Below are 23291 nucleotides of genomic sequence, written 5' to 3'. Positions count from 1 at the left end.
CCGGGGAAATGCGCACTCCAGACGCCTCAGAACGCGCATCTCCCCGGGGAAATGCGCGTTCTGGGGCGTCAGCGGTCGGTCGCGGCGGGGGAGGGCGGGCGCAGCCCGCAGTCGGCGAGCTCGAGCTCGGCGAGGGCCCGCACCACGTCGGCGTCACCGCGGCGCCACGCGCCGGCCGGGTCGTCGCTGATCCGGGCCAGTCGCTGGAGCGGTTGGTTCGCCATGGCCCGCAGGGCGAAGAGGTCGAGGTCGTCGACGTTGTCGACGAGGGACTGGGCGGCGGTGGCCCTGCGGACGAAGCGCCAGCGGGCCGCGAGCCAGAAGGCACCCACGATGAGGATCGGGGTCAGCGCCGTGACCCAGCCGAGGGTCGTCGCGAGCCGTTCGACGGCGGTGACGAGGTCGCGGCCGGCGTCCTCGATGCTCGAGCCGGCGGCCGCGGCTTCGCGGAAGGGCGTCGCGACCTTGTCGTCGAGCAGCGGCAGGTCGTCGACGTCGTCCCCGGCACTGGTGAGCTTGTCGCGGAACCCGCGCCCCGCGCCCTCCAGCCGCCGGCCGGGCTCCGCGAGCTCGAGTGTGGACGCGTGGACCGCCATGCCGATGCGCGCCCAGAGCACGATCCAGCCGAGCATGAGCAGGTCCGCCGCGACCTGGGCAAAACGACGGGCGGGCAGATCCGCATAGAGCTTCATGCGCCCATTAGACTCCCCGGCGTGGTCGCGACCACCCGTGGGCACAATGGGGTGCCCACGGCACGACCATCCTGATGGAGGAGCGACACAGGTGAGCACGACGCCCCTGGAGCGGGCCGTGCGGACCTGGCTGACGCAGCTGGACGTCGAGCGCGGGGTCTCGCGCAACACGCTCTCCGCCTACCGACGCGACAGCGGTCGCTACGTCGACCACCTCGCCGCCCACGGCGTGACGGATCCCGCCGAGGTCACCGAGGCGCACGTCTCCGGATTCCTCGCAGCCCTGCGCACCGGCGACGACGACCACCCGCCGCTCGCCGCCAGCTCCGCCGCCCGCACCCTCGTCGCGGTGCGCGGCCTGCACAAGTTCCTCGCCCTCGAGGGTGTCACCGAGCACAACCCGGCCGAGGACGTGGCGCCGCCGGCACCCCCTTCGCGCCTGCCCAAGGCCATCGCACCCGACGAGGTCGTCCGGCTCATCGATGCCGCGGGTCTCGGCGACGGGCCGATCCCGCTGCGTGACCGCGCCCTGCTCGAGGTGCTCTACGGCACGGGCGCGCGCATCTCCGAGGCGGTCGGCCTGGACATCGACGACCTCGACCTCGCCTCGGGCGCCGTCCGGCTCCTGGGGAAGGGAGGAAAGGAGCGGGTCGTGCCCATCGGCACCTACGCCACCGAGGCGGTCCAGGCCTGGACCGTGCGCGGCCGGCCCGAGATGGCGACGAAGGGCAAGGCCGGACCGGCCCTCTTCCTCAGCCAGCGCGGTGCGCGCCTGTCGCGGCAGAGCGCGTGGGCGGTCATCACCGCAGCAGCCGGTCGAGCGAACCTGACCGGCCACGTCTCTCCGCACACCTTGCGGCACTCCTTCGCCACGCACCTGCTCGAGGGCGGCGCCGACGTGCGCGTGGTGCAGGAGCTGCTCGGGCACGCGTCGGTGACGACGACGCAGATCTACACGATGGTCACCGTGCAGCAGCTGCGTGAGGTCTACGCACAGAGCCACCCCCGTGCCCGCTGATAGTGTCGTCGCTGATCAGCGAGAGGCTGACCGACCGCCAGACCCGATGGAGTGATCCGACTGTGGCATCAGAGGTGACGCCGCCGCTCGAGCTCGAGCACGACCTGACCCAGCACGGTCCCACCGGCCGACCCATGCCCGCCTTCCCGGAGCCGGAGCCCCTGGCCTCCCACGGCCCCGCGCGCATCATCGCGATGTGCAACCAGAAGGGTGGCGTCGGCAAGACCACGACGACGATCAACCTCGGCGCGGCGCTGGCCGAGGCCGGACGACGCGTGCTGCTCGTCGACTTCGACCCGCAGGGTGCGCTCTCGGTCGGGCTGGGCGTGCCCACCAACACGCTCGAGATCACCATCTACGACCTGCTCGTCGGGCGCGGTCACGAGATCACCGAGATCATCCAGCGCACCTCCGTGCCGGGTCTCGATGTCGCTCCGGCCAACATCGACCTGTCCGCCGCCGAGGTGCAGCTCGTCGGCGAGGTCGCCCGCGAGCAGATCCTCTCCCGCGTGCTGCGGCCCGTCGTCGACGAGTACGACGTCATCCTCATCGACTGCCAGCCCTCGCTCGGCCTGCTGACGGTCAACGCCCTCACCGCGGCGCACGGCGTGATCATCCCGCTCGAGACCGAGTACTTCGCCATGCGTGGCGTCGCCCTGCTCGTCGAGACCATCGACAAGATCACCGACCGGCTCAACCCCGGCCTGACCGTCGACGGCATCCTCGCGACGATGTACGACGGACGCACCCTGCACAGCCGTGAGGTCGTCGGCTCGGTCGTCGACCACTTCGGCGACAAGGTCTTCCACACGGTCATCTCGCGCACGGTGAAGTTCCCCGACGCCACCCTCGCCGCCGAGCCGATCACCACCTACGCCACGGGACACTCCGGCGCCAACGCCTACCGGCAGCTGGCGCGTGAGCTCATCGCCCGCGGCGGCGCTCCCTGACGACCGTGGAGGCCACTGAGGCCGCTGCGCCCGCTCCCGGGACCGAGGACATCGAGGTCGTCGCCGCCGACGGCGACGTCGAGTCGCCTGACGGACCCGCCCCTGACGTCGCCGTCCCCGGCGGTGTCATCACCAAGCGGGGCGCGCAGCAGGCCTTCACCGTGCACCTCGACAACTTCGAGGGGCCGTTCGACCTGCTGCTGGGTCTGATCAGCAAGCACCAGCTCGACATCACCGAGATCGCGCTGGCCAGGGTGACCGACGAGTTCATGGCGCACCTGCGCGCTCTGCAGGCGAGCGAGCCCTCGTGGGACCTGGGCCAGACGAGCGAGTTCCTGCTCGTCGCGGCGACGCTGCTCGACATCAAGGCCGCCCGTCTGCTGCCCAACACCGGCGACGGCGACGAGGAGGACCTCGAGCTCATCGAGGCCCGTGACCTGCTCTTCGCCCGGCTCATGCAGTACCGCGCCTTCAAGGACGTCGCCGCCCACCTCGGCGAGACGATGGCGACGACCGGGCGGATGACGCCTCGCCAGGCCGGGCTGGAGCCGCACCTCGCGTCGCTGCTGCCCGAGCTGGTCATCAGCATCACCCCCGAGCAGCTGGCGATGGTCGCCGCCCGGGCCCTGACGCCGCGCGAGCCCGAGACCGTCGGCCTGGGCCACCTGCACGCCCCGGCCGTGAGCGTGCGCGAGCAGGCCGCCCTCGTCGTCGACAGGCTGCGTGCCGAGGGAGCGGTCTCCTTCCGCGCGCTCGTGCGCGACGCGGACTCGACCCTCGTCGTCGTGGCCCGTTTCCTCGCACTGCTCGAGCTCTTCCGCGACCGCCAGGTCACCTTCGACCAGCCCGAGGCGCTCGGCGAGCTCGAGGTCAGCTGGACGGGCAGCCAGGAGGGCACCGTGGACGTCGGTGCCGAGTTCGACGACGAAGGGGAGGCACCGCCCCCTTCGTCCCCCGAGGAGGAGAGCGATGAGTGAGCCCACCGAGCCGCAGGAGCCGGCCGCGGTCGAGCCCGAGGGCGACGACGTGCAGGTCGCCTTCGACGTCGGCGAGCTGCCCGGCGGCGCCCGTGGCGCGATCGAGGCGGTCCTGATGATCGTCGAGGAGCCGGTGACCGACCACGCCCTGGCCTCGGCCCTCGAGCTGCCGGTCGAGGAGATCCGTGAGCACCTCGGCGCGATCGAGCGCGCCTACAACGACGGCCAGCACGGCTTCACCGTGCGCAACGTCGGGGGAGGGTGGCGCTTCTACAGCCACCACGCCTACGCACCGGTCGTCGAGCGCTTCGTCCTCGACGGGCAGCAGTCGCGCCTGACGACCGCCTCCCTGGAGACCCTGGCCGTCATCGCCTACCGGCAACCGATCTCGCGGGCCCGCATCTCCGCGGTGCGTGGGGTCAACGTCGACGGTGTCGTGCGCACGCTGCTCACCCGCGGCCTCATCATCGAGGTGACCAAGGACGAGGAGTCCAACGCCACGCTCTACGGCACGACCCCGTACTTCCTGGAGCGGATGGGTCTGAACTCCCTCGACGACCTCCCGCCCATCGCCCCCTACCTCCCCGACGCAGCAGTGCTCGACGAACTCGTGAACGAGGCCCGCCCATGACCCCTCCCAACCGCCGATCCTCCGGACCCCAGGGCTCGCCCCGGGGCAAGGGACCGAAGAAGCCGCCCCGCCCCGGCCGCCGCCCGCAGCCCGACCGCGGCACGACCGGACGCAGCCGACAGGGGCAGCCCGACCTGGCGCCGTCCCCGCCGCAGACCCCGACGATCGACGTGCACGACCCCGAGGGCACGCGCCTGCAAAAGGTGCTGGCCGCTGCCGGCGTCGGCTCGCGCCGGGCCTGCGAACTGCTCATCAGCGAGGGCCGGGTCGAGGTCGACGGGCAGGTCGTGCGGGAGCTCGGCGTGCGCGTGGACCCGCTGCGGCAGACCGTGCACGTCGACGGCGAGCGCATCCACCTCGACGAGTCGCGGGTCTACCTCGCCTTCAACAAGCCGATCGGGGTCGTGACGACGATGTCCGACGAGCTCGGTCGGGTGAGCATCGGTGACTACGTCGCCGGGCGGCCCGAGCGGCTCTTCCACGTCGGACGCCTCGACGCCGACACCGAGGGCCTGCTCATCCTCACCAACGACGGCGACCTCGCCCACCGGCTGCAGCACCCCGCCCACGGCGTGCTGAAGACCTACATCGCCGAGATCCCGGGCCCGGTGCCCAAGGACCTCGGCAAGCGGCTGCGGGAGGGCGTCGAGCTCGAGGACGGGCCGGTGCAGGTCGACTCCTTCAAGGTCGTCGACTCCCGCCCGGGCAAGGCGATCGTCGAGGTGATCCTCCACGAGGGACGCAAGCACATCGTGCGCCGGATGCTCGACCACGTGGGCCACCCGGTGCTCTCGCTCGTGCGCACCCAGGTCGGTCCGATCACCCTCGGCACGACCAAGTCCGGCCGGTGGCGCAACCTCAGTCGTCAGGAGATCGCCGACCTCTACAAGGCTGCGGGGCTGTGACCGCGTCGTCCGAGGCGAAGGGAGCCGCTGCCGACCTCCCGCCGGTGCACGTGATCGGCACCGGCCTCATCGGGGCGAGCATCGGCCTGGCCCTCAGCAGTGCCGGCGCCGACGTGTCCCTGGAGGACCAGTCGGAGACCTCGGTCGCGCTGGCGCGCGACCTGGGTGCGGGCCGGATCACCGGTGAGGTCACTCCGGGCCTGGTCGTCGTCGCCGCGCCCCCGGACGTCACACCGCGCATCGTGCTCGCGGCCCTCGAGCGCTGGCCGCATGCCGTCGTCACCGACGTCGCCTCGGTCAAGCAGGCGATCCTCGCCGACCTCCAGCGGGCCGGCGTGCCACTGGACCGCTACGTCGGCAGCCACCCGATGTCCGGCCGGGAGCGGTCGGGTGCCATCAGCGCCCGCGCCGACCTCTTCGAGGGACGCGCGTGGGTCCTGTGCCCGCACGAGGGCAGCGACGCCGCCGCCACGGAGCTCGTCGCCCGCCTGGCCCGGGCCACGGGCGCGGCCGTGACCACCCTGAGCGCCGCCGACCACGACGCGGCGGTCGCCGGGGTCTCCCACGTGCCACAGATCGCGGCCTCCCTCGTCGCGGCCCGTCTGGAGCACCTGAGCGAGCAGGCCATCGGCCTCGCCGGCCAGGGGGTGCGGGACGTCACCCGCATCGCCGCCAGTGACCCCGGGCTGTGGACCCAGATCCTCTCCGGCAATGCCTCCGCCGTCGCCGACGTCCTGCGTGCCGTGCACGAGGACCTCGCCCGCGTCGTCACCGCGCTCGAGGAGCTCGGCTCCGGCGAGGACGACGTGGCCGACGCCCCAGGGGCCCGGGCGGTCCTGGCGCACAGCATCGCTGCCGGCAACGCGGGGCACGCCCGCATCCCCGGCAAGCACGGTGCTCCGCCGGCCACGTATGCCGTCGTCAGGGTGGTCGTCGACGACCGGCCGGGCGAGCTGGCCCGGCTCCTCGCCGAGATCGGCGAGGAGGGGGTCAACCTCGAGGAGCTGCGTCTCGACCACGGGCTCGGACTGCCCTTCGGCCTGGCCGAGGTCTCCGTCCTGCCGGGCGCAGCCGGTCCGCTCACCGAGGCGCTGCAGGCGCGCGGGTGGCAGATCCACTCCTGAGCGCCGACTAGGGTGGACCACCGTGACCAGCCAGCCCACCCCCTTCGTCATCGGTATCGACGGCCCCTCGGGGTCCGGCAAGTCCAGCGTCTCGCGGGCGGTCGCCACGCAGCTCGGGGCCGGTTACCTCGACACCGGGGCCATGTACCGGGCGCTGACGTGGTGGTGCTGCCACACCGAGATCGACCTCGGCAATGCCGCGGCGATCACCCGGGCGGCCGTCGAGCTGCCGCTCGACATCGGTGACGACCCCTCCGCGCCCACCGTCGTGGTCGACGGCACCGACGTCGCCGAGGCGATCCGCACGAGCGAGGTCTCCTCGCTCGTCTCGACCGTCGCCACCGTGCCCGAGGTGCGCGTGGAGATGCAGCGTCGGCAGCGCGAGCTCATCGAGCAGATCGCCGCGCGGCACGGCTCCTGCGTGGCCGAAGGGCGGGACGTCACCACGGTCATCGCGCCGGACGCGCAGGTGCGCATCCTGCTCACCGCGAGCGAGGAGGCCCGGCTGCGCCGGCGCTCCCTCGAGGTGCACGGCGCCACCGACGAGGCCGCCATCGACGCCACGCGCGACCAGGTCGTGCGGCGCGACCGCGACGACTCGACCGTCTCCCAGTTCACCGAGGCCGCCGACGGCGTGAGCGTCGTCGACACCTCCGACCTCGACTTCGAGGGCTCGGTCGCCGCGGTCATGGCGCTCGTCGACGCCGCGCGCCGACGCTGACCGGACCCACCCCCTTCGTCTCGACGCGGCCCCGGCCGCCAGCGGCTGCGACAATGGCCGTCCACCGACTCTCCAGGAGCACCGTTGAACACCACCCCTGACCCCACCGACCCCTCCGGGACGGAGGACGCCGCGCACGCCGAGGGCGTCGAGCGGGTGCTGCGCGCAGGTCTCGAGGACTTCGAGCTCACCCCCGAGGACCGCGCGCTCATCGACGGCTTCCAGCCCGAGGAGGAGCAGGAGGTCACCGGTCCGCTGCCGGTCGTCGCGATCGTCGGCCGGCCAAATGTCGGCAAGTCGACCTTCGTCAACCGTGTGCTGCGCCGGCGCGAGGCCGTCGTCGAGGACACCCCGGGCGTCACGCGTGACCGCGTCGCCTACGACGCCGAGTGGGCGGGGCGGCGCTTCACGCTGCTCGACACCGGCGGCTGGGAGATCGGTGCCGAGGGCATCCACCTGCGCGTCGCCGAGCAGGCCGAGGTCGCCATCGAGATGGCCGACGTCGTCGTCTTCGTCGTCGACGCGATCGTCGGGGCGACCGACGACGACGAGGCGGTCGTCAAGCTGCTGCGCAAGTCCGGCAAGCCGGTCGTCCTCGTGGCCAACAAGGTCGACGACCAGCGCTTCGAGGCCGATGCGGCCGCGCTGTGGAACCTCGGTCTCGGCGAGCCCTACCCGGTCTCCGCGCTCCACGGGCGGGGGAGCGGCGACGCCCTCGACGCCGTCCTCGACGTCATGCCGGAGGTTTCCGCCACCGCCGGTCTCGTGCCCGAAGGGGGCCCACGTCGCGTCGCGCTCATCGGCCGGCCCAATGTCGGCAAGTCGAGCCTGCTCAACCAGCTCGCGGGGGAGGAGCGGGTCGTCGTCGACAACGTCGCCGGCACCACCCGTGACCCGGTCGACGAGCTCATCCAGCTCGGCGGGCGCCAGTGGCGCTTCGTCGACACCGCCGGTATCCGCCGCCGGGTGCACCAGACCCGGGGCGCCGACTTCTACGCCTCGCTGCGCACCCAGGCCGCGTTGGAGAAGGCGGAGGTCGCGGTCATGCTCATCGACACGCACGAGCCGATCGCCGAGCAGGACCTGCGCATCATCAGCCAGGTCGTCGAGGCCGGCCGGGCCCTCGTCATCGGCTACAACAAGTGGGACCTGCTCGACGAGGAGCGCCGCTTCTACCTCGAGCGCGAGATCGAGCGCGACCTCGTGCAGGTCCAGTGGGCGCCGCGGGTCAACCTCTCCGCCCTCACCGGTCGGCACGTCGACCGGCTGACCCCCGCGCTGGACAAGGCCCTCGACTCCTGGGACCGCCGCGTGCCCACGTCGCGGCTCAACGCCGTGCTCGGCGAGATCGCCTCGTCCCACCCGCACCCGGTGCGTGGGGGCAAGCAGCCGCGCATCCTCTTCGCGACCCAGGCCTCGACGCGTCCGCCGCGCTTCGTCATCTTCGCATCCGGGTTCATCGAGGCCGGCTACCGCCGGTTCCTCGAGCGGCGGCTGCGCGAGGAGTTCGGCTTCGAGGGCACGCCGATCGAGATCAGCGTGCGGGTGCGCGAGCGGCGCGGGCGCCGCTGAGGCTCACCGCCCGGCGGTCAGCGGCAGCAACCGCGACGACGTCTCCGGTGCGACCCCGATCTTCTGCCGCGCGAGCGGCGCCCATGCCTGGACCGCGCAGAAGGGGGCGCACTGGTCCCCCTTCGTCCCCGTGGTGCCGACGTGCACGCAGCACTGCGTCAGGCGCTCCTCGATCATCGTCTCGATGTCCATGAAGGGCTTGACGCTGATCCGCTTGACCCGCTCGCCCATGAGGCGCCTCAGTCGCTCGTGCTGGCCGGGCAGGCGAGAGGTCACCAGGGCCGTGAGCGTGGACAGGCCGAGGTCGCAGGTCTGGCAGACCGCCTTCCACAGGTCGGCGACCTGCGGGTGCGACAGTGACGTCTGCTCGCTCAGCAGACCGAGGACCGCCTCCTTGACCACCGTGCGCATCTGCTCGGGCAGGGCCTGGTCGGTGATCCGGTTGGCGAAGCTGTCCGGGGCGAGGTCGAGCCACTGCTTGAGCTGGTCGTGGCCGACGATCTCGGTGAGCGAGCGCCACGTGTCGGAGTCGTCCTTGAGCAGGTAGCCGACGGAGGCGCAGTGGGGGTGGCTGCACGGCAGGGCGGTCAGGTCGCGCCACGTGACGCGGCCGTCGGTCTGGGGACCCATGCGGGCGAGCACGCCGGTGTGGGTGAGGCGGTCGGTCGGGTCGATGGCCCCGGAGCGCCCGGAGCCGAAGATCGGCTGGATCGAGACCCCGCAGACGAAGGGGGTCGCCAGCGCCCGGTCGATGACGTGGCCGATCTCGTCGTCGTTGACGCCGAGGGCCGCGGTCATCGTCAGGGTGGTGAAGACGCCGGCCTCGCTCAGGCGTGCGATGGCCCGGTCCTTGTGGCTGCGCAGATCACCACCGCGGTGGTGCAGTGACGCCTCGGCCGACGAGCCGTCGTACTGCAGGTAGACCTCGACGCGCTGGCGGTGGCGACGCAGGAGGGCGAGGAGGGCGTCGTCGCGGGCGAGGGTCAGGCCGTTGGTGTTGATGAGGATGCGTACGACCGGGCGGGTGACGAGCGCGTCGAGGAGTCTCTCCAGCTCAGGGTGGAGGGTCGGCTCCCCGCCGGAGAGCATGAGGACGTCGAGGCGACCGTCCTCGCGGGCGAGGCGGGCGTCGACATTGGCCAGGACCTGCTCGACGCTCGCGACCCCGGTGAGCGGGGGAGCGGAGTCGGCGAAGCAGGTGGGGCAGCGCAGGTTGCACTGCTCGGTGACGTCCTCGAGGAGGATGCAGGTGTGCTGGGTCTGCATCTCGGGCAGGCCGTCGAGGTAGGCGGAGGGCACCGGGGCGAAGTTGCCGGCGAGGTCGGGCACGTGCGACTTGGTCGGTGCGGTCCACTCCTCGAGGTAGCTGAGGATCTCGGGGTGCTCGTCGTAGAGGGTGCGCTGCAGGCCGTGGTCGGGGCAGCCGCGCTCGAGCCAGATGCGACCGTCGCGCTCGGCGAGCCAGCCGCTGAGGCGCCGCACGTCCGCGAGGTCGCGGTCAGGCTGCTCGTGGTGGCAGCGCGGGCAGAAGGCGTTGACGTAGCGGTGGATGCGATCCCCGCGCAGGGGACGTCCGGGGCCGGCGTCGGGCTGGTCGGAGCGGGGGCTCACAGCGGCAGCACCGCCGCGTTGTCGTAGCTGGCCAGGGCGCCGAAGAGGATGACGGTGCACACCCCGGCGCTGGAGATCAGCCAGACCCCGGACGCGACGAGCGCGGCGACGCCCCAGCCGCGCAGGCTGTCGGGGACCATGAGGATGCATCCTCCGACGAGCAGCACGACCGGGATCGAGAGGATCGCGACGAAGACGAGCGAGGTGACGGCTGAGCCGGAGCTGCTCCCCGGAGAGATGGCGCTGGCCGCCCAACCGATCAGGCCGAGCAGGATCGGGCCGAGGAGTCCGACGAGGGCGCCGAGTGCCGCACCCGGCCCCATGCCCAGGCGCCTCGCCGGCGGTGCGTCAGGCGGGAGGGGGTACTGGCTCACGGTCGACTCCGGTGTCTCGACGGCGGATGGCGACGACGCTACGCCACACGAGCAGCGGGAGGGTGGCGGCCAGGAAGATCTGTGGGCGTGTCAGACCGAGGTCGGTCAGCTCGTTGCCGCGGACCAGCTCGACGACGAAGCGGAATCCTGCGTACCCCGTGATGTAGAGGGTGAAGAGGTCTGCGGGGTCGGTCAGTCGGTCGCGCCAGATCCAGATCGCGACGAGGGCGACGAGGTGGAAGGCGATCTCGTAGGCGAAGGAGGGGTGCAGTCGGGTGCCAACGGGCACGCCCCAGGCGGCGGCGTCGGCCGCAGACGTCACGGTCATCGCCCACGGCACGTCGGTGGGGGTGCCCGGCAGCTCGGTGAGCAGGCACCCGATGCGGCCCACGGCCATCCCCGCGGCGACCGACGGCGCGAAGAGGGCACCGGTGCGCCACCGCATGCGCAACAAGCGTTTGCCGACGAGGACCGAGACGTAGGCGAAGGCCAGGCCGCCGAGGATGCTGCGGTTGCCGTAGAGCCAGTGGAGGGCGAGCGAGTCGTTGGTGCCCGGCTGGAGGTGCTGCAGCCACGTACCCAGGCGAGCGCCGACCGCGCCGAATGCCACGGCGAGCGCCACGAGCGCCCAGATCCGGTCGTCGTCGACACCTCGGCGCTGCTTCTCCAGGGCCAGCACGACGCCGGCGGTGAGCACACCGAGACCGACCCACAGGTCGTGGGTCATGGAGGGCGTCCAGCCCTGCGCCAGTGTCGGATCCATCGGTCCCGATCCTGCCAGTCCGGTGGTCTCGGTTGCCCGAGACGAAGGGGGAGCCGCGTGCCGGAGGACCGATTCGGCGAGTGCCGGGAGCGTGGGATAAGGTGACGTTCGCTCCTCACGGAGCAGCCACGGGCTGTGGCGCAGTTTGGTAGCGCACTTGACTGGGGGTCAAGGGGTCGCAGGTTCAAATCCTGTCAGCCCGACAGTGTCCTGAGTCGCGACATCGTTTGCACGGTGTCGCGATTCAGGACTTTTTTTGTGGGTTCGCGCGGGTGTCGTGGACCTGCAGATCCTCGGAACCGCCGTGCACGCGAGTTCAGTGACGACCCGGGGGAGCGGGACGATCATCAATGTGTCGTCCCTCGACGGACTGCAACCGACTCCGCACCACGCCACCGACGGTGCCAGCAAAGCCTTCGTGAACAGCTTCTCCGCGTCGCTTCACCACGAGAGCCGAGGCAGTGGCGTCACGATCACCAACGTCATGCCCGGCTACGTGCGCACCGAATTCACGCGGACCGCCGGAATTGACGGCGGACTGGACGGCGTCCCGAGTTGGATGGTGCTGACACCCGAACAGGTCACCCACCAGGCATTGAACGGTGCTGCGGCCGGACGGGCCGTCGTGGTGCCGGGACGTGCTTACCGAGCCTCCGCCGGAGTGCTCTTAATGCTGCCGAGCCGAGTCGGCCGCCGCATCTTCAGTCGTCTCGCCCCCGGTCAGTGAACGGAGAGGAACCACCCATGGACAGAGCCTTGAGAGTGACCAGCCAGATCGCCCCGGTGGTTTTGCGCGCGGATCTGCCGCGCGACCGAGCGGCGACGTACTGGAGCGACGAGCACGCAAGGATCGTGCGCAGAGCGCTCCCACACGTCATGGAGTACAACCAGCACCACTTCTCCACGACCGACGTCGGGTACTGGCCGGCGACCGGGATGGTCGGCACCATCAGTCCTGAGGACTACGACGGGATCGCCGAGCTCCGCTTCGCGGGTGTCGTCGGAGCCGTCCGCAACATCCCGCACTCCAAGGCTGTCTATTCGACGAGCAGAACCCCTTCGAGACCGTCATCGGCTACCAGACCGGCCAGTCTCGAGGGCGGTGGTGGACCGAACGACTCGACGACAGCGTCGGGCATCGGACCGTCGTCATGATCCGGCAGCGCAAGGGCACCCGGTCCCGTGATTTCCGCACCTTCATTCACGACGAGCTGGGACGAGCGTTGCACGGGGCCGGCGCCCAGGATCTGCGCACGTACACCTTCATGCGCTACATCGCAGCCATGTGGAGCACCCCGGGCGTGAACCACGCGGGTCCTGCGCACCGCCGCCACCACGCGGCCTTGGTCATCGGAGCCGACTCCCGCCAGCAGTTCGACGACATCCTCAAGTCCACGGAGGTGGCCGCTGTCATCGATCGTCAGGAGCGGCACATCACCGCCGCACACGCCTACGCCGTCGATCGTACCGTTCCCGGCATCAGGATGAAGCCGTGAAGGTCACCGACGAGCCCGGCCCGACTGAGGACCCCATCGTCATCCGGCCGCGGGCATCACCACGGGTTGGTCGGCGACCCGTCGGCTTGCGAGAGCGGCGCCGATGACCCCCGCGTCGTTGCCGAGCGCTGCCGGGACGATCGGGGCGCGGGTGCGCACGTGCGGGAGGAACCGGTCGGCCGATGCGCTCACCGCCCCGCCGACGACGATGAGGTCGGGGGTGAGGAGGCTCTCGAGGAGCCCGTAGTAGGCGGTGAGCCGCTCCGCCCACTTCACGTACGAGAGCCCTTCCCGCTCCCGGGCCGCGGTCGAGGCGAGGTGCTCGGCGGGGCGGCCGGACATGGGCAGGTGACCCAGCTCGGTGTTCGGCACGAGGGTGCCGTCGACGAGGAGGGCGCTGCCGATGCCGGTGCCGAGGGTCGTCACGACGACGACACCGGAGCCTGCCGCCGCGGCGCCCCGCCTGGTCTCGGCGATGCCGGCGGCATCGGCGTCGTTGACGGCCGTGACGGGGCGCGCCAGTGCCGTGTGGAGCGAGTCCTCGACGGGGTACCCGATCCACGACGGGTCGATGTTCGCGGCCGTCTCGACGACCCCGCGCCGGACGACGGCCGGGAGGGCGATGCCGACGGGGGTGGCGTCGGTCGGTGCCAACGCCCGCACGATCTCCGCCACACACTCGGAGATCGCCGCCGGCGTGGCCGGCCGCGGGGTGTCGGCGACGAATCGCTGTCCCATGAGGATGCCGCTGCCGGTGTCGACGAGGGCGGCCTTGATCGTCGTCCCGCCGACGTCGACCCCGACGACGTGCTCAGGCACGGATGGTCCCGGCCACCGCGAGCGCCTCGCTCGCGAGGCGGGTGATCTCGCCCCAGTCAGCGACCTCGACCACGGCCGCGGGGGTGATCCACGAGCCGCCGACGCAGCCGACGTTGGGGAGCGCGAGGTAGTCGGCGGCGTCGGCCGGGCCGATCCCACCCGTGGGGCAGAAGCGCATGTCGGGCACCGGGCTGTGCACCGCCTGGAGGAAGGGAGCACCACCCGACGCCCGCGCGGGGAAGACCTTCGCCTCGCGGATGCCGCGCTCGCGCAGGGCGAGCATCTCGCTCACGGTCGCGGTGCCGGCGAGGAAGGGCAGCCCTGTCTCCGTCATGGCGTCGAGGAGGGGGTCCGTGGCGCCCGGGGAGACGAGGAAGCTCGCCCCCTTCGCTGCAGCCTGCCCCGCCTGCGCCGGGTCGACGACCGTGCCCGCCCCGACGGTGATCTCGGGCACCTCCTCGGCGATCCGTTCGATGGACTCGAGCGCGGACGAGGTGCGCAGGGTGAGCTCGATGATGTCGATGCCGCCCGCGACGAGGGCCCGTGCGAGCGGGACCGCCCGGCTGGCGTCCTCGAGGATGACGACGGGGATGACGGGGGAGATGTCGAGAAGGCTCATGCGTGACCACCTGAGAAGAAGAAGGACGCGCCCTCGTCGGCCGGGCCGGCCGACGCGCGCATGTTGTCGAAGAGCTCACGGCCGGTGCCCGTGAAGTCGTGGGAGACGAGGTGCGCCTCCCGCGCACTGATGTCGTCGTGGACGAAGAAGGTCCCGGCATCCGCGTCGACGGTGACGAGATCGCCGTCCACCACGCGGCAGAGCGGGCCGTCGAGGCTGGCCTCGGGCGTGACGTGGATGGCCGCGAGGATTTTGCCCGAGGCGCCGGACATCCGGCCGTCGGTGACGATCGCGACCCGGTGGCCTCGGTCCTGGAGGACCCCGAGCGCGGGCGTGAGCTTGTGCAGCTCCGGCATCCCGTTGGCCGCCGGACCCTGGTGCCGGACCACGGCGACGAGGTCGCCGTCGAGGCTGCCCTCCTCGAAGGCGCGCAGCAGGTCGTGCTGGTCGTCGAAGCACCGCGCCGGTGCGGTGACGCTCCGGTGCTCCGGCGCGACCGCGGAGACCTTGACGACGCCGCGACCGAGGTTGCCCTCGATGACCCGCAGACCGCCGTCCGTGGCGAAGGGGGCGTCCACCGTCCGCAGCACGGACTCGTCGAGGCTCTCTGCCGGTCCCTCCTCACGCACCACCTCGCCGTCGCGCAGCCGCGTCTCACGGGTGTACCGCCGCAGGCCCCGGCCATCCGCGGTGAGGACGTCCTCGTGGAGCAGTCCGTGCTCGAGGAGGGTGCGCACGGTGACGGCGAGCCCGCCCGCCGCCGCGTAGTGGTTCACGTCCGCGGAGCCGTTGGGGTAGATGCGGGCGAGGAGGGGCACGACCGTCGACAGGTCGGCGAGGTCGTCCCAAGAGAGGATGATGCCGGCGGCCCGCGCGATGGCCACGAGATGGAGAGTGTGGTTCGTCGAGCCGCCCGTTGCGAGGAGCGCGACGCACGCGTTGACGACCGCCCGCTCGTCGACGACCTCCCCGAGCGGCGCCTGCCCGGCGAGCGCGAGCTCGGTGACCCGGCGCCCGGCCTCGACGGTCAGCGCCTCCCGCAGTGGCGTGCCGGGGTTGACGAAGGTGGCTCCCGGCAGGTGCAGGCCCATGACCTCCATGAGGAGCTGGTTGCTGTTCGCCGTGCCGAAGAAGGTGCACGTGCCCTCGGAGTGGTACGAGCTGGCCTCCGCGTCGAGGAGGGCGCGCCGGTCGACCTTGCCCTCGGCGTACTCCTGCCGCACCCGCGCCTTCTCACCGTTCGGCAGTCCCGAGGTCATCGGACCCGCGGGCACGAAGAGGGTCGGCAGGTGGCCGAAGGACAGCGCACCGATGAGCATGCCCGGCACGATCTTGTCGCACACGCCGAGCAGGAGCGTGCCGTCGAACATGTCGTGCGAGAGCGCCACAGCGGTCGACATCGCGATGACGTCACGGCTGAAGAGCGAGAGCTGCATGCCGTCGCGTCCCTGGGTGATCCCGTCGCACATCGCGGGCACGCCGCCGGCGACCTGCGCGATGCCGCCCGCCCCGAGCACCGCCTTCTTGAGCGTCTCGGGGTAGCCGGCGAAGGGGGCGTGCGCGGAGAGCATGTCGTTGTAGGCCGTGACGATCGCGATGTTGGGCTTGACCAGGCCGCGCAGGTCCCCCTTCGCCTCCCGAGGTGCTCCGGCGAAGCCGTGGGCCAGGTTGGCGCAGCCGAGCCGGCCGCGGGCGGGTCCGCGGCCGGCGGCGGCACGCACCCGTGACAGGTAGGCCCGGCGGGTCGTCGCGCTCCGCTCGCGGAGTCGGGTGGTCACGTCGTCGATGACGGGGTGGAGGGTGGGGTTCATCGGGTCACGTCCTCGTTCCAGGAGCGTCCGTCACGCTCGATCAGCAGGTCGGCCGCGGCGGGGCCGTCGGTGCCGGCCGCGTAGGGGCGGGGTCGGCGGGCACCGACCCCACGGATGATCGGCTCGACCCAGCGCCAGGCCGCCTCGATCTCGTCGCGGCGCATGAAGAGCGTCGTGTTGCCGCGCACGACGTCCATGAGGAGTCGCTCGTAGGCGTCGGGGGAGGGTGCGCCGAAGGCCTGGGAGAAGTTGAGGTCGAGCGAGACGGGGCGGACTCGGATCCCGCCGGGTCCGGGCTCCTTGGCGACGAGGTGGAGCCTGACGCTCTCGTCGGGCTGGAGGCGCATGACGAGCCTGTTCGGCTCCTGCGTCCCTTCGCTGCCGGGGAACATCGGGTGCGGGGTCGGCTTGAAGGCGACGACGATCTCGGAGCAGCGCTCGCGCATCCGCTTGCCGGTGCGCAGGTAGAAGGGGACGCCCGCCCAGCGCCAGTTGCGGACCTCCGCCCGGAGCGCGACGAAGGTCTCCGTCCGGCTCGGCGCCTCGACCTCCTCGACGTAGGACGGGGCGGCCGCGCCGTCGACGAGACCGGCCGTGTACTGCCCGAGGACGCACGCGCCGTCGAGGTCCTCGAGCGGCGTGAGGGCCTGCAGGACCTTGAGCTTCTCGTCGCGCACCGACTCACCGGCGACCTGGGTCGGGGGTTCCATCGCGACGAGGCAGAGGAGCTGGAGCAGGTGGTTCTGCAGCATGTCGCGCATCGCGCCTGCACTGTCGTAGTAGCCGCCGCGGCTCCCGACACCGACCGACTCGGCGACCGTGATCTGCACGTGGTCGATGGCCGTGGCGTGCCACAGCGGCTCGAAGACCGAGTTGGCGAAGCGCGTCACGAGGAGGTTCTGCACGCTCTCCTTGCCGAGGTAGTGGTCGATCCGGAAGATCTGCGACTCGGCGAAGACCTCGCCGACGGAGTCGTTGATCTCCCGGGCAGAGGCGAGGTCGTGCCCGAGCGGCTTCTCGAGGACGACACGGCTGCTCGGCTGGACGAGCCCGATCTCGTCGAGGCGGTGGCAGATCGTCCCGAAGAGGGCCGGCCCGACGGCGAGGTAGAAGACCCGGACCGGGTTCACCCGCTCGCGGAGGCGATCCCCGAGTGCGTGCCAGTCGTCCGGCTCGTCGACGTCGAGGCACACGTGCTCGAGCCGCGCGGCGAAGTCGTCGATCTCGCCCGACGTGACGCCGGGGACGAACTCCGGGAGCGCGCCGCGCACCTTGTCGCGGTAGCCGGCGTCGTCGAGACCGGCGCGGGAGACGGCGACGACGCGCGTCTGTGTGGGCAGCTGTCCGTCGCGCAGTCGGAGCAGCAGGGAGGGGAGCAGCTTTCGCAGGGCGAGGTCGCCCGTGCCTCCGAAGATGACGAAGTCGGTGGCCTCGAGAGGCGCGGTCACGTTCATGGGCGGTGAGCCTAGGGAGACTTATGACTTCGTGCAATACAAAAGTCAGTATTTGAGAGCACCAAAGTGCTGCGTGGTTGAATGACGCGGTGCCCGCCCCCTCCGCGCCCGCCACTGCCGGGGAGGTCCTCGCGCTCATCCGCGAAGGGCGCGCGACGACCCGGGCCGATGTCGGTCGGGTCACCGGACTCTCCCGCACCGCCGTGACCGCTCGTCTGTCCGCGCTCCTCAGGGCCGGGCTGCTCGTCGAGACGGTCGTCGAGCCCTCGGGGGGTGGCCGCCCGCCGGCGCGCCTGAGCTTCAACTCGGACTTCGGGGTCGTCCTCGCGGTCCCGCTCGGGCGGAGCCGGACCCAGACCGCAGTGTGCGCTCTCGACGGCGAGGTCCTCGCCGCCACGGCCTTCGACCATGCCGACGGGGCATCGCCGCAGGAGATGATGCCGCGGATCCTCGGGGCGCTCGAGGAGCTCCTCGCCTCGATCGACGTGCCGCCGGAGCGCGTCCGGGGCATCGGGGTCAGCCTGCCCGGCACCGTCGACACCGAGCGCGGCATGAGCCTGTCCTCGCCGATCATGCCCGGGTGGGAAGGCGTGCCGCTCGCCCCCTTCTTCGATGCCTACGGGGAGGTCCCCGTACGCGTCGACAACGACGCGACCGTCCTCGCCCTCTCGGAGGCCGACGGCCACCGTCGGCGGTTCGACGACCTCGTCGTCCTCAAGGCCTCGACCGGGATCAGTGTCGGCATCTTCGGCGGGGGGCGCCTCCTGCGGGGCGCTCTCGGCGCGGCGGGGGAGATCGGCCACACCCGGACCCCGGCGGCGGTGGGACGCACCTGCCGGTGCGGTGGCACGGGTTGCCTCGAGTCCGTCGCGGGCGGCTGGGCGCTCGTCCAGGACGCGGTGGCCGCGGACCGTCCGGTGCCCCACGTGCGAGAGCTCGTGGCCCGGGCCCTCGAGGGCGACGCCGCCGCGCGACGTCAGCTGCGCGAGAGCGGGCGGCGGGTCGGCGAGGTGCTGTCCGGGGTGGTCAACCTGCTCAACCCCGGGGCAGTTGTCGTCGGTGGCGACATGGCTGCGGGCTACGACTTCTTCGTCGCGGGACTGCGCGAGACCCTCTACGCGGAGGCGACGGCACTCGCGACGCGCGACCTCGAGATCCTGCCGAGCACGCACGGGCAGGAGGCCGGAGTCGTCGGCTGCGCCCAGCTGGCCCTGGGCGAGGTGCTCCGGCCCGAGCGGGTTGACCGCTACCTCGCACGGGTGGGGTCCTGAGGGCTCGCGACACGCGCTTGCAGCAAGTTGCAGACCTCTTGCGCGCAACTTGCAGCTGCGTTACCGTCGGTCGGCACTCACCCCGACCGAGAGAGACCGATGACCCACCCCGCACCCACCGCGCCCGCCTCGGCCGCTCCCTTCGCCCACGAGGACGCGGCCGACTGGTACCGCGGCGCCGTCATCTACCAGGTGTACCCGCGCAGCTTCGCCGACAGCGACGGAGACGGCATCGGTGACCTGCCCGGGATCCGCGCCCGGCTGCCCCACCTGCGGGACCTCGGCGTCGACGCCGTGTGGATCTCGCCCTTCTACGCCTCACCCCAGGCCGACGCCGGCTACGACGTCTCCGACTACCGCAAGGTCGACCCGGTCTTCGGCGACGCCGCCGACGCGGAGGGCCTTGTCCGCGATGCCCACGAGCTCGGGCTGCGGGTCATCTTCGACATCGTCCCCAACCACTGCTCCGACCAGCACGAGTGGTTCCAGCAGGCTCTCGCCGAGGGGCCCGGCTCCGCCAGCCGCGCGCTCTTCCACTTCCACGAGGGGCGCGGCGAGAGCGGAGAGCTGCCGCCCAACGACTGGGAGTCGATCTTCGGGGGGCCGGCGTGGACCCGCGTCGAGGACGGTGAGTGGTACCTGCACCTCTTCGCGCCGCAGCAGCCGGATCTCAACTGGGACAACCCCGCCGTCCGCGAGGAGTTCCGCTCCGTCCTGCGGTTCTGGCTCGACCTCGGGGTGGACGGCTTCCGCGTCGACGTCGCGCACGGCCTCGTCAAGGCACCCGGCCTGCCGGACATCGGTCGGACCGGTCAGGTCGGCCTGCTCGGCAACGCGCCGATGCCCTTCTTCGACCAGGACGGTGTCCACGAGATCTACCGCGACTGGCGTCGTGTCCTCGAGGAGTACCCCGGTGAGCGCGTCCTCGTCGCCGAGGCGTGGACCCCGACCATCGAGCGGTCGGCGTGCTACGTCCGCCCCGACGAGATGCACCAGGCCTTCAACTTCACCTACCTCGCGACGGACTGGGACGCCTCCGCCCTGCGCGAGGTCGTCGACACGACGCTCGAGGCGATGCGGCGGGTGGGTGCCCCGGCGACCTGGGTCCTGTCCAACCACGACGTCACCCGGCACACGACCCGCCTGGGCAACCCGCCCGGCTCAGGGACCCAGATGGTGACGCCCGGCGACCCGGTCCTCGGCCTGCGCCGCGCCCGGGCCGCGACCCTCCTCATGCTCGGTCTGCCCGGCTCCGCCTACCTCTACCAGGGAGAGGAGCTCGGCCTGCCCGACGTCACCGACCTGCCCGACGAGGTCCGCGCCGACCCCTCCTTCCACCGGGCGGCGGGGCAGGAGGGCTTCCGGGACGGCTGCCGCGTGCCCATCCCGTGGTCCGGGACGAGCCAGCCCTACGGCTTCGGCCCGCGAGAGGGCGGCCCGAGCTGGCTGCCCCAGCCGGACGCGTGGCGCGATCTGAGCGTCGAGGCCCAGACCGGGGTCGCCGGGTCGACCCTCGAGCTCTACCGCTCCGCCCTCGACGTGCGTCGCGAGCAGCCCTCGCTCGGAGCCGGCGACGAGGTCGAGTGGCTCGACGCGCCCGACGGCGTCCTCGCCCTGGTCCGGCGCGGCGAGGACGGCGCGCCCGTCGTCGTCACGACGAACCTCACGAGCGAGGAGGCCCGCCTCCCGCTGCCCGGGGGCCTCCTCCTCGCCTCGGGGGAGCTCGCGGTCGACGGCGACGAGGCCCTGCTGCCGGCCGACACGACCGCGTGGTGGTTGGGCTAGATGACCGAGTCACGCCCGGGAGCCCGCCTCGCCGACGTCGCTAACCACGCCGGGGTCAGCCAGGCGACGGTCTCGCGCGTCCTCAATGGTCGGGCGGGCCCCTCCGCGTCGACGCGTCAGGCCGTCCTCGCCGCGCTCGACGTGCTCGGCTACGAGCGACCCCGCCGGCCCAAGGAGACCAAGGCCGGTCTCGTCGGGCTGATCATGCCCGAGCTGAGCAACCCGATCTTCCCGGCGATCGCCCAGGTCATCGGGCAGACCCTCGCGCGACACCGGTACATCCCGGTGCTCGGCACGCAGACCCCGGGCGGGTCGACGGAGGACGAGCTCGTCGCGGTGCTCATCGCGCGCGGCGTCGACGGGATCGTCTTCGTCTCCGGTCTGCACGCCGACATGACGGCCGACCACGAGCGGTACGCCCGGATCGCGGCGCAGGGCATCCCCTTCGTCCTCGTCGACGGGTACAGCGAGCGGATCTCGGCCCCCTTCGTCTCGGCCGACGATGCCTCGGCCATGGAGATGGCCGTGAGCCACCTCGCCGAGCTGGGCCACGAGCGGGTGGGTCTCGCGCTGGGGCCCGAGCGATTCGTGCCCGTCGCCCGCAAGGTCGCCGGGTTTGCCGACGCGATGCGCCGCAGGGGCCTCGACGCCGGCCACGTCGAGCACTCGCTCTTCACCCTCGCGGGTGGGCAGGCGGCCGCCGGTGCGCTCGTCGACCGGGGGTGCACGGCGATCGTGTGCGGCAGCGACATCATGGCGCTGGGCGCGGTCCGTGGCATCCGTGCCCGCGGCCTCTCGGTCCCCGAGGAGGTGTCCGTCGTCGGCTTCGACGACAGCCCGATGGCGGCCTTCTCCCACCCCCCGCTCACGACGCTGCGCAAACCGGTCGAGGCGATGGGGACCGCAGCCGTCGACGCGCTGCTCGACGAGATCGACGGCAGCACGGCCCACCGCGCGGAGTTCCTGGTCCAGCCCGAGCTCGTGCTCCGCGGGTCGACGGCCCGGGCACGCTGACGCCGCTCGACGACCGGATTCTGCCGGGAGCGGAACTCTCCCCGGAGCCTCCCCTGCCGGTCCTACGCTGAGGCATGGCCGAGTCAGCCCAGACCACCCACCGCAAGGCGACCCCCTTCGAGCGGGCGCTGCTCCAGCGACGACGGCGAGCCGCCGAGCCCCTGTGGCGCGAGGCCCTCGGTGACCAGTTGCGGCGACGACGCCACGAGCGCGGCGACACCCTCGACGACACGGCCGCCCGGGCGGGGATCTCCCCGCAGTACCTCTCGGAGATCGAGCGCGGCCGCAAGGAGCCGTCGAGCGAGATGATCGTCGCCGTCGCCGGTGCTCTCGACGTGACGCTGCTCGACCTCACCCTGGCGGTGGCCGAGACCCTGCAGGCCCCGGCCACCGCAGCGGTCCGCGGGACGGTGTCGGTCCTGGCCCTTGCCGCCTGAGGATCACCGCACGTCGATCACCTCGTCGACGAGCCCGTAGTCCCGGGCGGCACCCGCGGTGAAGACCCGGTCCCGGTCGGTGTCCGCGCGCAGCTCGGCGACGCCCCGGCCGGTCGCCCGGGCGAGTACGCCCTCGATGTCGGCCCGGATCCGCACGAGCTCGTCCGCCTGGAGGATGAGGTCGGGGATCGGCCCCCGCCCCTGCGCGGAGGGCTGGTGCAGGACCACCCGTGCGTGTGAGAGCGCCGCTCGCTTGCCCGGAGCGCCCGCGGCGAGCAGCACCGCGCCAACCGAGATCGCCTGTCCCACACAGGTGGTCGCGACATCTGGCCTGATGTAGCGCATCGTGTCGTGGACCGCGAGCATGGCGCTGGGGTCGCCCCCTTCGCAGTTGATGTAGAGCTGCACGTCCTGGTCGGGGTCCACGGACTCGAGGTGGATGAGCTGGGCGATGAGCGCGTTGGCGACGCCGGCGTCGATCCCGGTGCCGAGGTAGATGATCCGCTCGGTGAGCAGGTGCGAGTAGACGTCCATGATCCGCTCGCCGCGCGGGTGCTGGGCGATGACGTTGGGGATCGGGTAGGTGCTCATCGCCCGGCCCCCACGAGGCCACCCCGGAACCCGGTCGGCGCGCGACCGCCCGGTGCGATGTCGTCGAAGCTGCCGACGACCTCGTCGACGAAGCCGAAGTCGAGCGCCTCCCGGGCGGAGAACCACCGGTCCCGCAGCGACTCCTCGAAGACGCGCTCGAGCGGCTGCCCCGTGTCCTCGCAGATGAGCCCGAGGACCGTGTCGCGGGTGTGCCGCAGGTCGTCCGCCTGCAGCTCGACGTCGACCGCCGTGCCCCCGATGCCGGCGGACCCCTGGTGCAGCAGGACCCGCGAGTGCGGGAGGGCGCGACGCTTCCCCTTCGTCCCTGCGGAGAGGAGGAACTGCCCTGCGCTGCAGGCGATCCCGAGCGCGAGCGTGCTCACGTCGTTGGGGACCAGTCGCATGACGTCGCGGATCGCGAGCATCGCTGGGACGGAGCCGCCGGGGGAGTGGATCCACAGGGCGATGTCGGTGGTGGGGTCCTCGGCGGCGAGTGACACGAGCTGGGTGGTCAGCAGCGTGCCGTTGTCGTCGTGGAGGACCCCGTCGAGCACGAGGACGCGCTGCCGCAGCAGCTCGCGTCGCGCGCGGTCGTCGAAGTGGGCTGGGGTCGGTGTCTCGCTCATGTCTCCAACCTGCCCCGGCGAAGGGGGAGA

Annotated in this window: 25 protein-coding genes and 1 tRNA gene; 16 read left to right on the top strand and 10 right to left on the bottom strand. The window is 72.0% G+C overall.

The features are described from left to right. Positions 1 to 68: 68 nt before the first annotated feature. Entirely contained in the window at positions 69 to 692 is a 624-nt protein-coding gene (locus JAN01S_RS01965; protein WP_068312851.1) for a hypothetical protein, read from the bottom strand. Between the two features lie 46 nt (positions 693 to 738). On the opposite strand from JAN01S_RS01965, the gene JAN01S_RS01960 reads away from it, so the two are divergent. The 8 genes from JAN01S_RS01960 to der all read left to right on the top strand — a co-directional run bounded on the left by JAN01S_RS01960 (position 739) and on the right by der (position 8590). Then, a complete protein-coding gene (locus tag JAN01S_RS01960; protein WP_068312849.1) occupies positions 739 to 1710 on the top strand; it encodes a site-specific tyrosine recombinase XerD in 972 nt (323 codons plus the stop codon). A 134-nt stretch (positions 1711 to 1844) separates the two neighbouring features. Then, positions 1845 to 2660 carry a ParA family protein gene (locus JAN01S_RS01955; RefSeq protein ID WP_084359935.1) on the top strand — a complete coding sequence of 272 codons (816 nt, stop codon included), beginning with the start codon at positions 1845 to 1847 and terminating at the stop codon, positions 2658 to 2660. A gap of 50 nt (positions 2661 to 2710) precedes the next feature. Beyond that, complete coding sequence (locus JAN01S_RS01950; RefSeq protein ID WP_068312952.1) at positions 2711 to 3637, top strand: segregation and condensation protein A; 927 nt, start codon at positions 2711 to 2713, stop codon at positions 3635 to 3637. Beyond that, positions 3630 to 4268: an SMC-Scp complex subunit ScpB gene (gene scpB, locus JAN01S_RS01945; protein WP_068312848.1), complete on the top strand. Its 639-nt coding sequence runs from the start codon at positions 3630 to 3632 to the stop codon at positions 4266 to 4268. The genes JAN01S_RS01950 and scpB overlap by 8 nt, the downstream gene beginning before the upstream one ends. Then, complete coding sequence (locus tag JAN01S_RS01940) at positions 4265 to 5173, top strand: pseudouridine synthase (RefSeq protein ID WP_068312846.1); 909 nt, start codon at positions 4265 to 4267, stop codon at positions 5171 to 5173. The genes scpB and JAN01S_RS01940 overlap by 4 nt, the downstream gene beginning before the upstream one ends. Further along, positions 5170 to 6297, top strand: coding sequence for a prephenate dehydrogenase (locus JAN01S_RS01935; RefSeq protein WP_084359925.1), 1128 nt, complete (start codon positions 5170 to 5172; stop codon positions 6295 to 6297). The genes JAN01S_RS01940 and JAN01S_RS01935 overlap by 4 nt, the downstream gene beginning before the upstream one ends. A 22-nt stretch (positions 6298 to 6319) precedes the next feature. After that, a complete protein-coding gene (gene cmk, locus JAN01S_RS17475) occupies positions 6320 to 7018 on the top strand; it encodes a (d)CMP kinase (protein WP_068312844.1) in 699 nt (232 codons plus the stop codon). 84 nt (positions 7019 to 7102) lie between these two features. Next, complete coding sequence (gene der, locus JAN01S_RS01925; RefSeq protein ID WP_068312843.1) at positions 7103 to 8590, top strand: ribosome biogenesis GTPase Der; 1488 nt, start codon at positions 7103 to 7105, stop codon at positions 8588 to 8590. A 3-nt stretch (positions 8591 to 8593) separates the two neighbouring features. On the opposite strand, the gene JAN01S_RS01920 is transcribed toward der, so the two are convergent. The 3 genes from JAN01S_RS01920 to JAN01S_RS01910 are packed head-to-tail and all read right to left on the bottom strand — an operon-like array spanning position 8594 to position 11338. Beyond that, complete coding sequence (locus JAN01S_RS01920; RefSeq protein WP_084359923.1) at positions 8594 to 10201, bottom strand: radical SAM protein; 1608 nt, start codon at positions 10199 to 10201, stop codon at positions 8594 to 8596. Then, the gene (locus tag JAN01S_RS01915; RefSeq protein ID WP_157075556.1) at positions 10198 to 10575 is read right to left on the bottom strand and encodes a hypothetical protein; all 378 of its coding nucleotides are present in this window, start codon (positions 10573 to 10575) and stop codon (positions 10198 to 10200) included. Before JAN01S_RS01915 ends, JAN01S_RS01920 begins: the two co-directional genes overlap by 4 nt. Next, entirely contained in the window at positions 10550 to 11338 is a 789-nt protein-coding gene (locus JAN01S_RS01910) for a prolipoprotein diacylglyceryl transferase (protein ID WP_068312839.1), read from the bottom strand. The genes JAN01S_RS01915 and JAN01S_RS01910 overlap by 26 nt, the downstream gene beginning before the upstream one ends. 129 nt (positions 11339 to 11467) lie before the next feature. On the opposite strand from JAN01S_RS01910, the gene JAN01S_RS01905 reads away from it, so the two are divergent. The 4 genes from JAN01S_RS01905 (at position 11468) to JAN01S_RS01890 (ending at position 12834) form a co-directional block, all read left to right on the top strand. Continuing rightward, positions 11468 to 11541: transfer RNA gene (locus JAN01S_RS01905), tRNA-Pro, on the top strand. A gap of 74 nt (positions 11542 to 11615) precedes the next feature. Next, positions 11616 to 12065 carry an SDR family NAD(P)-dependent oxidoreductase gene (locus tag JAN01S_RS17630; protein ID WP_068312835.1) on the top strand — a complete coding sequence of 150 codons (450 nt, stop codon included), beginning with the start codon at positions 11616 to 11618 and terminating at the stop codon, positions 12063 to 12065. Between the two features lie 17 nt (positions 12066 to 12082). Next, on the top strand, positions 12083 to 12493 hold the full coding sequence (locus JAN01S_RS01895; RefSeq protein ID WP_068312833.1) for an EthD domain-containing protein: 411 nt from the start codon (positions 12083 to 12085) through the stop codon (positions 12491 to 12493). Then, positions 12490 to 12834, top strand: a complete 345-nt coding sequence (locus JAN01S_RS01890; protein WP_068312830.1) for a hypothetical protein — start codon at positions 12490 to 12492, stop codon at positions 12832 to 12834. The genes JAN01S_RS01895 and JAN01S_RS01890 overlap by 4 nt, the downstream gene beginning before the upstream one ends. Positions 12835 to 12873: 39 nt before the next feature. On the opposite strand, the gene ppgK is transcribed toward JAN01S_RS01890, so the two are convergent. Genes ppgK through zwf form a run of 4 tightly spaced genes read right to left on the bottom strand, consistent with a single transcriptional unit; the run spans position 12874 to position 17537 of the window. Continuing rightward, the gene (gene ppgK / locus JAN01S_RS01885) at positions 12874 to 13653 is read right to left on the bottom strand and encodes a polyphosphate--glucose phosphotransferase (protein WP_068312824.1); all 780 of its coding nucleotides are present in this window, start codon (positions 13651 to 13653) and stop codon (positions 12874 to 12876) included. Next, entirely contained in the window at positions 13646 to 14272 is a 627-nt protein-coding gene (gene eda / locus JAN01S_RS01880) for a bifunctional 4-hydroxy-2-oxoglutarate aldolase/2-dehydro-3-deoxy-phosphogluconate aldolase (RefSeq protein WP_068312821.1), read from the bottom strand. The genes ppgK and eda overlap by 8 nt, the downstream gene beginning before the upstream one ends. Beyond that, the gene (gene edd / locus JAN01S_RS01875; protein WP_068312810.1) at positions 14269 to 16083 is read right to left on the bottom strand and encodes a phosphogluconate dehydratase; all 1815 of its coding nucleotides are present in this window, start codon (positions 16081 to 16083) and stop codon (positions 14269 to 14271) included. The genes eda and edd overlap by 4 nt, the downstream gene beginning before the upstream one ends. Next, complete coding sequence (gene zwf / locus JAN01S_RS01870; RefSeq protein WP_068312807.1) at positions 16080 to 17537, bottom strand: glucose-6-phosphate dehydrogenase; 1458 nt, start codon at positions 17535 to 17537, stop codon at positions 16080 to 16082. The genes edd and zwf overlap by 4 nt, the downstream gene beginning before the upstream one ends. Positions 17538 to 17626: 89 nt before the next feature. On the opposite strand from zwf, the gene JAN01S_RS01865 reads away from it, so the two are divergent. The 4 genes from JAN01S_RS01865 to JAN01S_RS01850 all read left to right on the top strand — a co-directional run bounded on the left by JAN01S_RS01865 (position 17627) and on the right by JAN01S_RS01850 (position 22044). After that, positions 17627 to 18808, top strand: a complete 1182-nt coding sequence (locus JAN01S_RS01865; RefSeq protein ID WP_068312805.1) for an ROK family transcriptional regulator — start codon at positions 17627 to 17629, stop codon at positions 18806 to 18808. A gap of 99 nt (positions 18809 to 18907) precedes the next feature. Next, a complete protein-coding gene (locus JAN01S_RS01860) occupies positions 18908 to 20593 on the top strand; it encodes a glycoside hydrolase family 13 protein (RefSeq protein ID WP_068312803.1) in 1686 nt (561 codons plus the stop codon). Then, the gene (locus tag JAN01S_RS01855) at positions 20594 to 21607 is read left to right on the top strand and encodes a LacI family DNA-binding transcriptional regulator (RefSeq protein WP_068312798.1); all 1014 of its coding nucleotides are present in this window, start codon (positions 20594 to 20596) and stop codon (positions 21605 to 21607) included. Positions 21608 to 21681: 74 nt separating this feature from the next. Beyond that, positions 21682 to 22044: a helix-turn-helix domain-containing protein gene (locus JAN01S_RS01850; RefSeq protein ID WP_084359920.1), complete on the top strand. Its 363-nt coding sequence runs from the start codon at positions 21682 to 21684 to the stop codon at positions 22042 to 22044. Positions 22045 to 22047: 3 nt separating this feature from the next. Here JAN01S_RS01850 and JAN01S_RS01845 read toward each other — a convergent pair whose 3' ends face one another. Then, complete coding sequence (locus JAN01S_RS01845; RefSeq protein WP_068312797.1) at positions 22048 to 22635, bottom strand: ClpP family protease; 588 nt, start codon at positions 22633 to 22635, stop codon at positions 22048 to 22050. After that, the gene (locus JAN01S_RS01840) at positions 22632 to 23261 is read right to left on the bottom strand and encodes a ClpP family protease (RefSeq protein ID WP_068312792.1); all 630 of its coding nucleotides are present in this window, start codon (positions 23259 to 23261) and stop codon (positions 22632 to 22634) included. Before JAN01S_RS01840 ends, JAN01S_RS01845 begins: the two co-directional genes overlap by 4 nt. Between the last annotated feature and the right edge of the window lie 30 nt (positions 23262 to 23291).

The organism is Janibacter anophelis NBRC 107843 (assembly GCF_001570945.1).
Classification (GTDB): domain Bacteria; phylum Actinomycetota; class Actinomycetes; order Actinomycetales; family Dermatophilaceae; genus Janibacter; species Janibacter anophelis.
Note: the sequence above shows the minus strand (reverse complement) of the source record. Positions and strands in the feature narration are given on the sequence as shown.